Origin of the sequence: Arthrobacter sp. CAU 1506 (assembly GCF_005047635.1) — a bacterium.
GTDB lineage: Bacteria > Actinomycetota > Actinomycetes > Actinomycetales > Micrococcaceae > Crystallibacter.
This window is the reverse complement of record NZ_SUKC01000010.1, coordinates 93,461-106,872: the sequence shown is the minus strand read 5'-3', so window position 1 is coordinate 106,872 and position 13,412 is coordinate 93,461. Positions and strand designations below refer to the sequence as shown.

Here is a 13,412-nt window from a genome sequence, read left to right as displayed (position 1 = left end):
TGTTGTGGCGGGCAGTACCACCTTACGTCCCGAACCATTGACACTACTCGCACGCAGGGATAAATTGAACGCCACGTTCAGATACTGAACATACAGCCCTCCTCTTTTCAATGGTGCAAGGAAGTGTCGCTGCTATGAAAGACCAACCCCTGAGCCTCTTCGCCTTCGATACCAACTCCCCGGCCCATCTCACCGCCGGGTCGTGGCGCAACGAGGCGGACCAGGGCCACCGCTACAAGGACCTGGCGTACTGGAAGGACCTGGCCCGGACGCTCGAAGCCGCCGGGTTCGACGGGATCTTCTTGGCCGACACCATCGGCTACCACGATGTGTACGAAGGCCGTCCGGATGCTGCGTTGCGCGATGCCGCGCAGTTCCCGATCAACGACCCGCTGCTGCTGGTCAGCGGGATGGCGGCGGTGACCGAGAGACTCACCTTCGGTGTCACGTCCTCGTTGACCTACGAGCCGCCGTACTTAATGGCGCGGCGCTTCAGCACACTGGACCACCTGACCGGCGGACGCGTGGGATGGAATATCGTCACCTCGTATTCGGAGTCCGCGGCACGGAACGTGGGCTTGTCGCAGCAGCTTGAGCACGACGAACGCTATGAGCTGGCCGAGGAATACATGGAGGTCCTCTACAAACTGTGGGAGCAGTCGTGGGAGCCCGGCGCCGTCGTCCGTGACCAGCAGGGAGCCACCTTCGTCGATCCGGCCCGCGTGCACCCCATCAAGCACAGCGGCAAGTACTTCTCCGTTCCCGGCATCCATCTGTGCGAGCCGTCCCCGCAAAGAACTCCCGTGCTGTTCCAGGCCGGATCCTCTCCGCGTGGGATGGCCTTCGCCGGACGCCACGCCGAGGCCGTGTTCATCAACGCGGTCTCGGTGGAACAAGCCCGCCGCAGCGTGGAGAAGATCCGGCAGGCCGCCGTCGAAAACGGCCGCGGGCCCTACGACATCAAGGTGGTGGTCCTGCTGACGGTCATCGTGGCGCCTACCGATGAAGAGGCGTCCGCGCTGCATGACCAGGCCCGCGCCCAGGTCAGCCTCGCAGGTGCCCTGGCACGGTTTGCCGGCTGGACGGGCATCGACCTGTCCGAGGCAGATCTTGACGCGCCGCTGCAGCACGTCAAAACCCGCGGCGTGCAATCGATCGTGGACATGTTCTCCAAGGCCGATCCGGACCGGGTGTGGACGCCGCGGGCCGTCGCCGAGTTCCTCGGGATTGGCGGCACCGGAAGCACCATTGTGGGCTCGCCCAGCACTGTCGCGGACGACATCAGGCGCTGGCGCGACGAGGCGGACGTGGACGGCATCAACCTCAGCTACGCCACCAAGCCCGACAGTTGGAAGCACTTCATCGAGCACGCCCTGCCCGAACTGCGCCGCCAAGGGCTCGCGGCGGAAGCCCCGCAGCCCACCGACGCGCAGTTGACGCTCCGCGAGAAGCTGTACGGCCCCGGGCATCATTACACCCTTCCGGGACATCCGGCCACCGGCCATCGCGCGGGCACCGCCGTCGCCATCGCTTCCTAACCCAGTTCAGGCAAGACACCCACAGAACGAAGCAGGAGAACCACGGATGACTGAAACAACCGATGTTGTCGTTGTCGGCGCCGGATTTGCCGGTTTGGTGACGGCCCGCGAGCTGACGCGCCAAGGCTTGGACGTCGTTGTCCTGGAAGCGCGGGACCGGATCGGCGGACGTACCTGGACCGACCACCGGCTCGGCCGCGACCTGGAGATGGGCGGCACCTGGCTGCACTGGACGCAGCCGCATTCCTGGGCGGAGGTCACCCGCTACGGCCTGGAAGTGACCCGCGGCCCCCGTTCCGAGGAGACGTACTGGTTGGCTGGCAGCCACGTGCGCCGCGGCAACCTCGAGGACTTCATGCAACTCATCGACCCTGGCATGACCCGCCTGCTCGAAGACACGATGAAGTGGATCCCCCGCCCGGACAGGCCACTGGCGGCGCCCGGCATCGAGGACGTCGACCAGTTCAATCTGCAGGAGAAGCTGGACCAGCTGGACTTGTCCGAGGACGAGCGCAATGCCAACGAAGCGGCCTGGGTGGGCCACTTCAACGCCCCACTGGACCGGTGCGCCTACGCCAACGCGCTGCGCTGGACGGCTGCGACGGCCGGTTCCTGGCACCTGATGCACGAGGCGTCGGCCATCTTCCGGCTGACCGGCGGCACCCGCAGCCTGGCGGACGCCATTGCCCGCGACTCCGGCGCCGACATCCGGTTGGGCTCTGCCGTCGCCTCGATCGAGCACGACGGCGGGTCCGCCCTAGTCACGTACGGTGCCGGCCGCACCATTTCGGCGTCCCGCGTGGTGCTGACGGTCCCGCAGAACATCCTTCACCAGCTCGACATCACACCCGGCCTGTCGGAGGGCAAGCTCCGGCCCAGCATCGAGAAAACCGCGTCGCGGGGTGTCAAAGCCTGGATCCGGGTGCGCGGCCCGATCAAGCCGTTCTTCGCCTACTCCTCGCAGCACCACCCGCTCGCGGTGGTGCGCACCGAATTCGTCAGCGAGACCGACGCTGTGTTGGTCGCGTTCGGCGCCGATGCCACGCGGCTTGACGTCAACGACGTCCAGGCCGTGCGCAGCGCCCTGCAGGTCTGGCGCAATGACCTTGAAGTGCTGGAGTGCACCGGACACGACTGGATGGCGGACCCGTACTCACAGGAAACCTGGCTGATCCAGCAGCCGGGCCAGCTGACTCGGTACCTGGCGGCGCAGCAAGAAAATGCCGGCGTGCTGCACTTCGCCAGCAGCGACTACGCCAACATTTGGGCCGGCTTCATTGACGGCGCGATCGAAAGCGGCCTGCGCGCGGCGCGGAACGTCCGGGCCAGCATCCCCGCAGCCACCGCCGAACTTGCCCCCACGACTTAAGGAAGCGCCATGAACCTCGCGGCCGTCACCCCGGCAATCCAGCCCGATCAGTACCGCGCCGTCATGCGCCACTTCCCCACCGGCGTCGCGGCGATCTGCGCCACCGATCCGGCCAGCGGCCGTCCCTGCGGCTTGATCGTGGGAACCTTCCAGGCCCTTTCGCTCAACCCGGCGCTGGTCACCTTCAGCATCGCCCGCACGTCCACCAGTTGGCCGAAAATCCGCAGCTCCGCCAGCTTCAGCGTGAACCTGCTCGCCGACGGCCAGCAGCCGGTCTGCAAGGCACTCGCGGGCAAATCCGAGGACAAGTTCGCGGCCATCGAATGGAACCAGTCCGCCTACGGCACCCCGCACATTGCCGGTTCCGTTGGCTGGATCGACTGCACCATCCAGCAGGAACTGGACGGCGGTGACCACGTGCTGGTCATCGCCAGAGTGCTGGAGATGGTGGCCGACGACGGCGACCCCTTGGTCTTCCACGGCGGCCGGCTGGGCGGCTTCCGTGAAAGCGCCGCGGCCTGAGTCGCCGCACCGCAAGGCGGACCGTCGGCGGTGAGGGGCGCGCCCGTCGCCGCCGACGGTCCGTGGCGGGCGCGAGGGTCACAGTCCGGGCCGCCTGCGCGAGGGGCAGCGCACGCGGCGAGCAGCCGCGAGCGTGGCGAGACATCTTCGGTGCCTGTCCCTAGACTGATGCCGTATGCCCCGAGCGATCAGGAGTAGGACTTTGGCTGAAAACCCGACCTTTCAGAATGTCACCTTCGAGTCCGCAGGCGGCGAGGCCCACGGTTATCTGGCCCTCCCGGAGTCCGGGTCCGGCCCCGGCGTCATCGTCATCCAGGAGTGGTGGGGCCTGGTGGACCACATCCGCGACGTGGCCGACCGACTGGCAGCAGAAGGCTTCGTGGCGCTGGCCCCAGACCTGTTCGGCGGCCGCATTGCCCACGACGGCAAGGAAGCGGCGCAAATGATGTCCAAGCTGCCCGAGGCAGAAGGTGCGCGCCTGCTGGCCGGCGCCGTGGACTACCTGCTGGCCCACGAGGCGGTCACCAGTTCCACCGTGGGCGCCATCGGTTTCTGCATGGGCGGCGGCTTTGTGCTCGCGCTGGCCGCGCAGCAGGGCGAGAAGATCAGCGCCGCCGTGCCGTTCTACGGCGTGGGACAAGGCCTGCCCGACTCCTACGAAGGTGTCCGCGCCGCCATCCAGGGCCATTACGGCGAGCAGGACACGTCCTACCCGGTGGAGAAGGCCAAGGCGCAGGAGGAGCAGATCCGCCGCGAATCCGGCGCGGAAGTGAACTACTACTTCTACGACGCCCCGCATGCCTTCCACAATGACGAGAACCCGCAGGGCAACTACCGGCCGGAAGCGGCCAAGCTGGCGTGGAGCCGGGCGGTGCAGTTCCTCAAGGACAAGGTGAAGTAGCCTCGCCAATCCCAAAGGTACGACGTCGGCCGGCGCCGACGTCGTACCTTTCCTTCTCCGGAATAGACCGAGACCGGCCCTGTGCCAGCGGCTCCGCGTGCCCGCGGCCGCCCCGACGCCGCCTGTCCCGGCGGGGCCCGGCGACAGAGCCCTTTCGCTTCCTGGCCGGTTGTGGTTTCATGTGCTCGTGCAGGACAGCACGCGCCGGGCGTAACTGCCCGGGCGACGCCAGAGGAGGCGACATGTCCGCCACCAAACCGAAGACCGCGGGCCGCTTAGGCGGCCACCCATGAGCGCGCCGAACGGGGGTGGCACCGGGGCAGAGCCGTTCAACGGCCGGCTGGCGCTATTGCTGGCCATGGCGATGTTCGTGCTGGTGGTCGACACGTCGATCATGAACGTCTCGATCTCCGCCGTGGTGAGAGACATAGGCACAACCGTCAGCGGCCTCCAGTCGACGATTGCGCTGGAAGCACTGGTATCTGCCGCTTTCATCCTCATCGGCGGCAAGATTGGCGACCTGATCGGGCGCAAGCGCGCCTACGTGATCGGTCTCGCTTGCTACGCCATTGGCGCCGTGTCGATGACGCTGGCCCAGAGCCTGCTCCCGATCATCATCTTTTGGGCCCTCATCGGCGGGCTGGGTGCCTCGCTCCTGCTTCCGTCCATGCAGTCCCTCATCCATGGCAATTTCGAGGGCGCGGCGCAGAAACGGACCTATGCCCTGGTCGGAGCCTCCGCTGCGATCGCCGCAGCGGTCGGGCCCCTGCTCGGCGGCTTCATCACCACGTTCCTCTCATGGCGCGTCGCCTTCCTGCTGGAAGTCCTGATCATCGCGGTCGTGCTGTCCGGCATCAAGCTTGTCCGCGACGTGCCGTACACGGGGCCGCGCGAGCTCGATGCCGTCGGATCGATTCTTTCCTTCCTCGGAATGGGCGGCATCGTGCTCGGCATCCTGGTCTGGCAGGAAGGCGGCGAAGCAGTGGGCGCCATCATTGCCGTCGGTGCCGTCGCACTGGGCGGGCTGGTCTACTGGCTCAAGCGGCGCAAGCGCCACAACAAGCCGACGCTGCTGGACCCGGACCTGTTCCAATCGAAGGCTTTCCGCTTCGGTGCCACCGGCCAGATGCTCCAGCAGATCGCCCTGGGCGGCACGATGATCGTGCTGCCGATCTACCTCCAGATGGTGCTCGAATACAACGCCCTGCAGGCAGGGTTGTCGATCGCCCCGCTCTCGCTCACCATGTTCGCGATCGCCATGCTCGCCGGAAAGAAGGCGGCGACGCGACGCCCGGCCGGCCTCATCAGGTGGGGCTTCCTCATCCTGACAGTGGGCCTTTTGGTGCTCGTGCCGCTGGTACCGCGCGCGGACTCCGGCTGGTGGCTCCTGCTCCCGCTGGTGATCTCGGGATGCGGTCTCGGACTGCTGGTGTCCCAACTCAACGACTACACCTTGTCGCCGATCTCGGACGAGCGGGTCAGCGAGGCCGCCGGTGTGAACTCCGCCGCGGGATCGTTCGGCCTCTCCTTCGGGCTCGCGTTTGCCGGGGCGATCATGCTGGCATCGCTCTCGATCATCTTCACCAGCATGGCCACGTCGAGCACGGTACTCGCGCCCGACGAACAGCAGCAAGTCGCGCAGGTGCTGGAAGAGGATGCGCAGGTACTGAGCAACACGCAACTCGAGGAACTCCTCGCCGGCCAACCGGAGGACGTCCAGGACGAGATCATCCGCATCAACACGGACGCACGGCCCATCGCGCTTCAAATCGCGCTGTTCATCCCAATACTCGCCGGGCTCGCCGGCCTGGCCAACTCCTTCCGCATGATGAAGCTCCCCGACCCCAAACCCTCCGGTGCCGGGGAAGGCACGCTCCTGGGCTGAGCCTCCGCGCGGGGCGGTGCGACAGGCCGCCCGGTGCACCGCGCTTGGTTGCTGCCCTGCACTGTGGTTCCCCGCGATCCGGGAGCAGCTCGTGCCGGGATCCTTCGGTCAGACGACGGCGGCTGGCTGCAACCCGGGCTCGGACGTGGGTATGCTGCACAAGACCCTGGGGATCGACGATCAGTTCCTCGGAACGCTCAGGCTCCTCCTGAAACGGAAGAAGAGACAGTGAAAGCTGAAACCAATCCGCCAAGTGCCAGGCACAGCACGGATCAAAGTCAGGCGTGGCCCCGCAGCATAGCCGTGATCGGCGCTGCCGGACTCATTGGCTCGGGCGTGGTGTACCAACTGGCACTGGCCGGCATCGGCACAACGATCCATCTGGTCGATGTGAAAGAGAACGTCGCGCGCGCCCACGCCATCGACATTTCCGAGGCCCAGATCCTGGCTGGCGTCAGGGCGCCCCGGCTGGATGTTGTTGATCCAGCGGCGGCCGATTCCTGGGAAGAAGTTGACCTGGTCATCGTGGCCGCGTCGGCCCCGGAGGTGCCCGGCGGGGACCGGCGCGACTTCCTCGCCGCGAATCTGCGGTTGCTCAGGCTGCTGGCCCCGACCATTGAGAAGCTCTCGGGCCATAACGGTGTCGTCCTGCTGCTGTCCAACCCGGTCGATGTCCTCGCCGAGTGCCTGCACCGGATCACCGACATCAGCCCGGACCGGATCCTGGGCTACAGCATCAACGACTCGGTCCGCTTCCAGGCCGCCATCGCCAAGGAACTTGGAGTCGAACCGCATCGGGTCAGCGCCCAGGTCCTGGGCGAGCACGGCAAGGGGCAGGTGCCGTGCTTCAGTGCCGTGACGGTCGACGGCGCGCCGGTGACCCTGACCGCTTCCCAGCAGGAAAACATCCGCCAGGACATTGATGGCTGGTTCCACCGTTGGTCTGCCTTGGAACCAGGCCGGAGTTCAGGCTGGACCACCCCGCTCGGTGTGGTCCGCATGATCACCATGATGGCCCGCGGCGAAACCTTTCCCGCCGCCGTGTGGACCGCGGGAGCCCGAGGGCTGGACGAGGCTTTCATCGCTTTGCCGGTAACCATGAGCGCCGGCAAGGCCAAGGTGGCCGACTGGCAGGGCTCCCCCGAGGAGCAGGCTGCCCTGGTGACAGCTGCAGCGTCGGTGCGGGAGGCAGCCGCACTCAACCTGTCCCAGGAGATTTCACACGAGCCGGGCCGGCCAGGCCAACCAACGCAGTGAACGCAAGCAACGAAAATACTAGGAAGGCAGACCAGTGGCGAGCATAAAGAAGACGGTACTGGAGACGACTCTGGACGTGTTCCGTGCGCACGGCATGACCACTATCTTCGGCAACCCCGGGTCCAACGAGCTCCCCTTCCTGGCCGGGCTGACCGAGGAATTCGACTTCGTCCTCGGCCTGCATGAGCAGGTAGTGGTGGGGATGGCCGAGGGTTACGCGCGCGCCACCGGCAACCCCGCGCTGGTGAATCTGCACGCGGCCTCCGGTTCGGGCAACGCCATGGGTGCGCTGACCAACGCCCACTACGGCCATATCCCCATGGTCATCCTGGCCGGGCAGCAGGTCCGCCGCACCGTGGGGCAGGAGACGATGCTGGCTAGCGCCGACGCCTCGATCCTGACGGCGCCGCTGGTCAAATACTCGCACGAGCCGCTGGCCGCCGCGGACGTGCCGCGCACGCTCTCGCAGGCGGTGTTCGAGACGTCCGCCCAGCCGCGCGGGCCGGTCTATGTCTCGGTTCCGCTTGATGACTGGGCGGAGCCCGCGCTCGACGACGACGCCCTGCTCACCGAGCGGTCGGTGGTCAGCGCCGGCGGCCTCACCGATGCCCTCGCGCGGGAACTCATCGCGGCCGTCGACGGTGCGCGGAAGCTCGCGCTCGTCGTCGGCCCCCAAGTGGACGCCGCCGCCGTCGAGGATCCCAGCGTGTTCGACGCCGTCGTGGCGCTGGCCGAGAAAACCGGTGCCTCCGTCTTCGTCGCTCCCTCGCCATCACGCGGCCCGTTCCCCACGACCCATCCGAACTTCGAAGGCGTCCTCGTCCCGGGCATCCAGTCGGTGCGTGACCGCCTCGCCGGCCACGACGTGGTCTTGGTCCTCGGCGCCGCCGTTTTCCGGTATCACCGCTGGGAACCGAGCAACTACCTCGAGTCCGGAACCCAGGTCATTCAACTCACGCAGGACCCCCGGGAAGCGACCCGCGCGCCGTTCGGCCGGTCCGTCGTCGCCGATGTGGCAGGAGCGGCGAAGGCGCTGGCCCGTGGAGTCACGGACCGGGGCCAGCGGCGCGGCGAGCCCGGCAGCCGGGAACTGCCGGCGGCCAAGACCTCGCCGGACGGCATGACCGGCACCGAAATCCTCGAAGTACTGAACGCCCATGTCAATGACACGGTCGCCTACGTCAACGAGACCACCACGCTGGACCTGGACTACCTCGAGCGCATCGCCATCGACCGCCCGGGCATGTACAACTTCCCGGCGTCCGGCGGCCTGGGCTTCGGCCTGCCGGTGGCGGTCGGCATGGCCCTCGGCGATCCGGCGAAAACCATCGTGGCGACCGTTGGCGACGGCTCCGCAAACTATGGCATCACCGCGCTCTACACGGCGGCACAGCGGCAGACCCGCACGGTGTTCGTCATCGTCAACAACTCCGGCTACGGCGCCCTGGCCGGCTTCGCCCAGCGGATGGGCGTGCCGGACGTGCCCGGGCTGAAGCTTGGCGGCATCGACTTCGTCTCGATCGCCGAGGGCTACGGGGTGCCCGCCGAGCGGACCAACACCCGCGAGGAGTTCGAGGCGGCCTACCAGAAGGCACTGCAAGCCACCGGCCCGGTGCTCATTGACGCGCAGGTGGTCGCCGGCTGATCACCCCATAGGGTCCTCTCGCTTAAAGCGGACGACGTCGGTGCCCGCCCGGGTGCCGACGTCGTCCTCTGCTTTCCCCACTGTTCTGCCAGCCGACGGCCGGAGCTCGGTGTTGCTCACTGTTCTGCCGCCCGACAGCCAGAGCCCGGTGTTGCTCACTGCCAGCGGCCGCTACTCTGTTCCCCATGGACCCCGAGACGGCGCCGCTCGACTGGATGCTCGATTCCGACCCCGCCCTCCGCTGGCAGGTTGAACGGGACCTCGCCCAGCTTCCGGCTGGGCAATGGTTGGAGACCAGGGCCCGCATGGCGACCGAAGGATTCGCCGCGGAGCTGCTGTCCCATCAGGACCCCGACGGGCAGTGGGCCGGCGGCGCCTACTTTCCCGCTGGCTTCGACTTCCAGGGGCCGGAAGCGGCCGAGGGAGCCGGCCAGCCATGGACCGCCACCACCTGGACGCTCAATACGCTGCGGGACTGGGGCCTCGATCCGGCCGCTCTCGACGGCACCGCCGAACGGCTCGCCGCCAACAGCCGCTGGGAGTACGACGACCTGCCGTACTGGGACGGCGAAGTGGACTGCTGCATCAACGCGTTCACGCTCGCCAACGGCGCGTGGCTGGGAGCGAATGTCAGCGGAATCGCGACCTGGTTCCTGGAGCATCAATTGCCCGACGGCGGCTGGAACTGCGAGTGGGTCGAGGGCTCCACCCGCTCCTCCTTCCACTCCACGCTCAATTCGCTCAAGGGCCTGTTGTACTACGAGTCCGCCACCGGCGGATCCGACGAGCTCCGGACCGCCCGCCACACCGGCGAGGATTACCTGCTGGAACGCCGGCTGCTCTACACCAAGTCCACCGGAGCGATCGTCGGTCCGTGGGCCACGCACTTCGGCTACCCGTTCCGGCACGTACACAGTGCGCTGAACGCCATGGACTATTTCAGGTCTGCTTGCCTGTACGACGGTGCCGCACCTGATCCGCGGCTGGCCGATGCCGTGGAGGTCATCCGCGCTGCCCGGCAGCCGGACGGAACATGGCTGCAGGAACGCCGCCACCCGGGGCGCGTCTGGTTTGAGGTCGATGTGCCGCCCGGCGAACCATCCAAATGGCTCACCTTCTACGGCACCCGCGTCTTGGCCTGGTGGGACGAACAGCACTCCCGCACGAGCCGGCAGCGGCTAGGCCGCTAGGCCGGTTGTTGGCCGCCTACTGCTGTCCGGGGGCCCGGTACGACGGCGTCTTGCCCGCCGCGGCGTCGAGGTCCTCGGGTGTCATGAGCGGTGTGAGGCGCAAATCCACTGCCCCGCTGGAATTGATCAGCAGCGACAGGGCAGCGGCGCTGGGCGCATCAGGGATGTCAAAGACTCCCAAGACGTCGGTCTCCCCGAAGGCATAGTAGATGCACTCCAGTGATCCACCCACCGACCCCAATGCCTGGACCACGGCCTCGCGTCGTTTGGATCCCCCTTCATGCATCAGGCCCTTGATTCCCTCGCCCACATACTTTCCTTGGAACAAGTACTTGGTCATGGCAATTTCCTGTTCTGTCTGTGTCCAAAACGCGGAGCTCCGGTCGCGCCGGACGCCCGATGGGCAGAGGTTCCGGAGACCTCCCAGACTGGGACTGTGGGCGCGAGTTTAGGCCCGACTCGTGGAGGTTGGCAACAGCCGCAAGGGTGGCAGGGCCGACGCACCGAGCCGAGGATCGATTCACCGCGCACTGGGGGCTCGATCTGCGGGTTGTTCGCCCACTTTTGGACGAATAAAGGTATCCGAGGCGGGCCATCCTGAGAATACTGGTCCCATGAGCCTCTTTCGGACCAAGTCGATCGAACAGTCCATGGCGGACTCGGAGGAGCCAGGGAGGGAGCTTAAACGCACGCTGAGCACCTTCGACCTGATGATCCTCGGTGTGGCGGTCGCGGTCGGGGCCGGCATCTTCTCCGTCGGCGCGAAAGCCGCCGGCAGCTTTGCCGGCCCGGCTGTCACCCTGTCCTTCGTGCTGGCGGCCATCACCTGTGCGCTGGCCATCATGTGTTACGCGGAGTTCGCCTCCGCTATCCCCGTGGCGGGCAGCGCGTACACCTACACTTACGCGACGCTGGGCGAGCTGCTGGCGTGGATCATCGGCTGGGACCTGATACTGGAGCTGTTCACGGCCGGGGCGGTCATCGCCAAGTACTGGGGGATTTATCTCAGCAACGTTTTCCTGCTCTTCGACATGGATGTCCCCTCCACCGTCAGCGTCTTCGGCCTGGAGTTGACGTGGGGGCCGCTGCTGATCGTTGCCATCTTCACCACCCTGCTGGTGCTCGGCACCGAACTGTCGGCCCGGGTAAACAACGTTTTTACCCTCATCAAGATCGCCATCGTCCTGTTCGTGATCGTTGTGGGCTTCATGTTCGTGAAGGCCGAGAACTACACGCCGTTCGTGCCGGAGCCGGTACCCACCACGGGCACCGGGGGAAGCGTCTGGACCCAGTCGCTGTTCTCCTTCCTCAGCGGTGCGGAGCCGCAGCAGTACGGCGCGCTGGGCATTCTGGCCGGCGCGGCACTGGTGTTCTTCGCCTTTATCGGCTTTGACGTCGTTGCCACTAGCGCGGAGGAAGTCCGTAATCCGCAGAAAACGCTTCCGCGGGGGATCTTCGGCGGCCTGGCCATCGTCACCGTCCTGTACATCCTGGTTACCCTGGCCCTGACGGGCATGGTTTCCTACAAGGATCTGGCCGCGGCGGATGAGGCCTCCCTCGCCACAGCGTTCATAGACGTCGGAGCGGACTGGGCCGCGCAGGTCATATCGGTCGGCATCCTGATCGGGCTCACCACCGTCATCATGGTCCTGCTGATGGGGCTCGCCCGCGTGGCCTTCGCGATGAGCCGTGATGGTCTGCTGCCGCGCTGGCTAAGCCATACGACCGAGCACCAAAAGACCCCGGCGCGCGTGCAGATCCTGTCCGGCGCATTGGTTGCCCTGGTTGCCGGTTTCACTAACGTGGACGTGCTGGAAGAGATGATCAACATCGGGACGCTCTCCGCCTTCATCCTGGTGAGCATCGGCGTCGTGGTGCTGCGGAAGAAGCGGCCGGACTTGCCGCGCGCCTACCGCGTGCCGGGCTCGCCGGTGGTGCCGATCCTGGCCGCGGCGCTGTGTTTCTGGCTGATGCTGAACTTGACCACGCTCACCTGGGTGCGCTTTGCTATTTGGCTGGCCATCGGGCTGGGCATCTACTTCCTGTACGGCCGCCGGCACTCCCGGCTGAACCACCCGGAGCTGATCCCGGCGGAACACGAACGCGAGGAACACCACCGGTTGGAGCACGAGCAGCGTGTGCGTGAACGAAGGGAACACCGACACCCGCCGGAGCCGTAGCCATAGCCGTCAAGCGGTGACGATGCCTTCCAGCACCTCAGAGGCATAGTCCATGACCGCCTGCGCCCGCGCGCTCAGGGCAATACCGTCGGGCCAGACTGCCACCACCGAGGTTCCGCCTGCCCGCGGCAGCAGCGGCCGGGAAACGATGGGGAGGCCTTCGGTAGTGACCGGGATCTGGTTGGGGCGGGACATCAGCAAGCTGTATCCCAGGCCGCGGCCCACGAGGGCTCGGACCAGGTCGATCTGCGGCACTTGGGCTGCCAGCGTTGGCGTCAGCCCCCGTTCCGCGAACATGAGCTGGGTATAACCGGTACTGGGGACCGACTCAAGCATGATCAGCGGTTCGGGGGCCAGGTCGGCGAGGTCGAGTTCCGGCTTGGTGGCCAGCGGATGTGATTCCGCCAGGATGGCCATCACTTCCGTTTGGTAGATCGCCTGGCGCTGCAGGCCGGCCGGCATGCCAATGTCGTAGACGATGGCCGCATCCAGTGCGCCGGTCTCCAGCCGGGGCAGCAGGTCGCCGTGATCGCCTACCGTAATGCTGATGTCCACGCCCGGATGCAGCTTGCCGAAGCCTTCCAGGACCGACGGCAGCACGTTGCTGGCCAGCCCGGTGTAGCAGCCCAGGGCCACCGGCCCTCTCAGCACCCCGCCGACGCCGGCCAGTTCGCTGACCAGCCCGTCGGTTTCCTTCAAGATGGTCCGTGCCCTGGCGGCCAGGTACTGGCCGGCCTGGGTCAGCCACATGCCACGTGCTTTCCGGCGGACGCACAGCTGTTCTCCCACCGTTGCCTCCAGCTCGTTCAGTGCATGGGAGAGCGCCGATTCGGAGATGTGCAGTGCCGACGCCGCAGAGCTCAGCGTGGGATGGTCTGGCAGCGCGGCGAAGAGTTCCAGTTGGCGCAGGGTGAACTTTGGCATC

At 66.6% G+C, this 13,412-nt stretch carries 11 protein-coding genes; 9 read left to right on the top strand and 2 right to left on the bottom strand.

Going from position 1 to position 13,412, the window contains the following annotated elements; all coding sequences use genetic code 11:
- The first annotated feature begins 134 nt into the window (after window positions 1–134).
- From E4J89_RS12665 to E4J89_RS12630, 8 genes are all read left to right on the top strand, one after another.
- A complete protein-coding gene (locus E4J89_RS12665; RefSeq protein ID WP_136786506.1) occupies window positions 135–1,538 on the top strand; it encodes an LLM class flavin-dependent oxidoreductase in 1,404 nt (467 codons plus the stop codon).
- A gap of 46 nt (window positions 1,539–1,584) precedes the next feature.
- Complete coding sequence (locus E4J89_RS12660; protein WP_136786505.1) at window positions 1,585–2,907, top strand: NAD(P)/FAD-dependent oxidoreductase; 1,323 nt, start codon at window positions 1,585–1,587, stop codon at window positions 2,905–2,907.
- 9 nt (window positions 2,908–2,916) lie between these two features.
- Window positions 2,917–3,429, top strand: coding sequence for a flavin reductase family protein (locus E4J89_RS12655; protein WP_136786504.1), 513 nt, complete (start codon window positions 2,917–2,919; stop codon window positions 3,427–3,429).
- A gap of 202 nt (window positions 3,430–3,631) precedes the next feature.
- On the top strand, window positions 3,632–4,330 hold the full coding sequence (locus E4J89_RS12650; protein WP_240691874.1) for a dienelactone hydrolase family protein: 699 nt from the start codon (window positions 3,632–3,634) through the stop codon (window positions 4,328–4,330).
- 289 nt (window positions 4,331–4,619) lie between these two features.
- On the top strand, window positions 4,620–6,215 hold the full coding sequence (locus E4J89_RS12645; protein ID WP_136786502.1) for an MFS transporter: 1,596 nt from the start codon (window positions 4,620–4,622) through the stop codon (window positions 6,213–6,215).
- A 303-nt stretch (window positions 6,216–6,518) separates the two neighbouring features.
- Window positions 6,519–7,472 carry a hypothetical protein gene (locus E4J89_RS12640; RefSeq protein ID WP_169304000.1) on the top strand — a complete coding sequence of 318 codons (954 nt, stop codon included), beginning with the start codon at window positions 6,519–6,521 and terminating at the stop codon, window positions 7,470–7,472.
- 34 nt (window positions 7,473–7,506) lie between these two features.
- Window positions 7,507–9,117, top strand: a complete 1,611-nt coding sequence (gene mdlC, locus E4J89_RS12635; protein WP_136786500.1) for a benzoylformate decarboxylase — start codon at window positions 7,507–7,509, stop codon at window positions 9,115–9,117.
- Window positions 9,118–9,302: 185 nt separating this feature from the next.
- Complete coding sequence (locus E4J89_RS12630; protein ID WP_136786499.1) at window positions 9,303–10,307, top strand: squalene cyclase; 1,005 nt, start codon at window positions 9,303–9,305, stop codon at window positions 10,305–10,307.
- 16 nt (window positions 10,308–10,323) lie between these two features.
- Here the strand turns inward: E4J89_RS12630 and E4J89_RS12625 are convergent, their stop codons facing one another.
- A complete protein-coding gene (locus tag E4J89_RS12625; RefSeq protein WP_136786498.1) occupies window positions 10,324–10,647 on the bottom strand; it encodes a GYD domain-containing protein in 324 nt (107 codons plus the stop codon).
- A gap of 274 nt (window positions 10,648–10,921) precedes the next feature.
- On the opposite strand from E4J89_RS12625, the gene E4J89_RS12620 reads away from it, so the two are divergent.
- Window positions 10,922–12,487, top strand: coding sequence for an amino acid permease (locus tag E4J89_RS12620; protein WP_136786497.1), 1,566 nt, complete (start codon window positions 10,922–10,924; stop codon window positions 12,485–12,487).
- A 9-nt stretch (window positions 12,488–12,496) separates the two neighbouring features.
- Here E4J89_RS12620 and E4J89_RS12615 read toward each other — a convergent pair whose 3' ends face one another.
- Window positions 12,497–13,411: a LysR substrate-binding domain-containing protein gene (locus tag E4J89_RS12615; RefSeq protein ID WP_136786496.1), complete on the bottom strand. Its 915-nt coding sequence runs from the start codon at window positions 13,409–13,411 to the stop codon at window positions 12,497–12,499.
- Window position 13,412: the final 1 nt, after the last annotated feature.

Coding starts and splice junctions, on each gene's coding strand:
- E4J89_RS12665 (WP_136786506.1), top strand. CDS start 135: ATGAAAGACCAACCCCTGAGCCTCTTCGCCTTCGATACCAACTCCCCG.
- E4J89_RS12660 (WP_136786505.1), top strand. CDS start 1,585: ATGACTGAAACAACCGATGTTGTCGTTGTCGGCGCCGGATTTGCCGGT.
- E4J89_RS12655 (WP_136786504.1), top strand. CDS start 2,917: ATGAACCTCGCGGCCGTCACCCCGGCAATCCAGCCCGATCAGTACCGC.
- E4J89_RS12645 (WP_136786502.1), top strand. CDS start 4,620: ATGAGCGCGCCGAACGGGGGTGGCACCGGGGCAGAGCCGTTCAACGGC.
- E4J89_RS12630 (WP_136786499.1), top strand. CDS start 9,303: ATGGACCCCGAGACGGCGCCGCTCGACTGGATGCTCGATTCCGACCCC.
- E4J89_RS12625 (WP_136786498.1), bottom strand. CDS start 10,647: ATGACCAAGTACTTGTTCCAAGGAAAGTATGTGGGCGAGGGAATCAAG.
- E4J89_RS12620 (WP_136786497.1), top strand. CDS start 10,922: ATGAGCCTCTTTCGGACCAAGTCGATCGAACAGTCCATGGCGGACTCG.
- E4J89_RS12615 (WP_136786496.1), bottom strand. CDS start 13,411: ATGCCAAAGTTCACCCTGCGCCAACTGGAACTCTTCGCCGCGCTGCCA.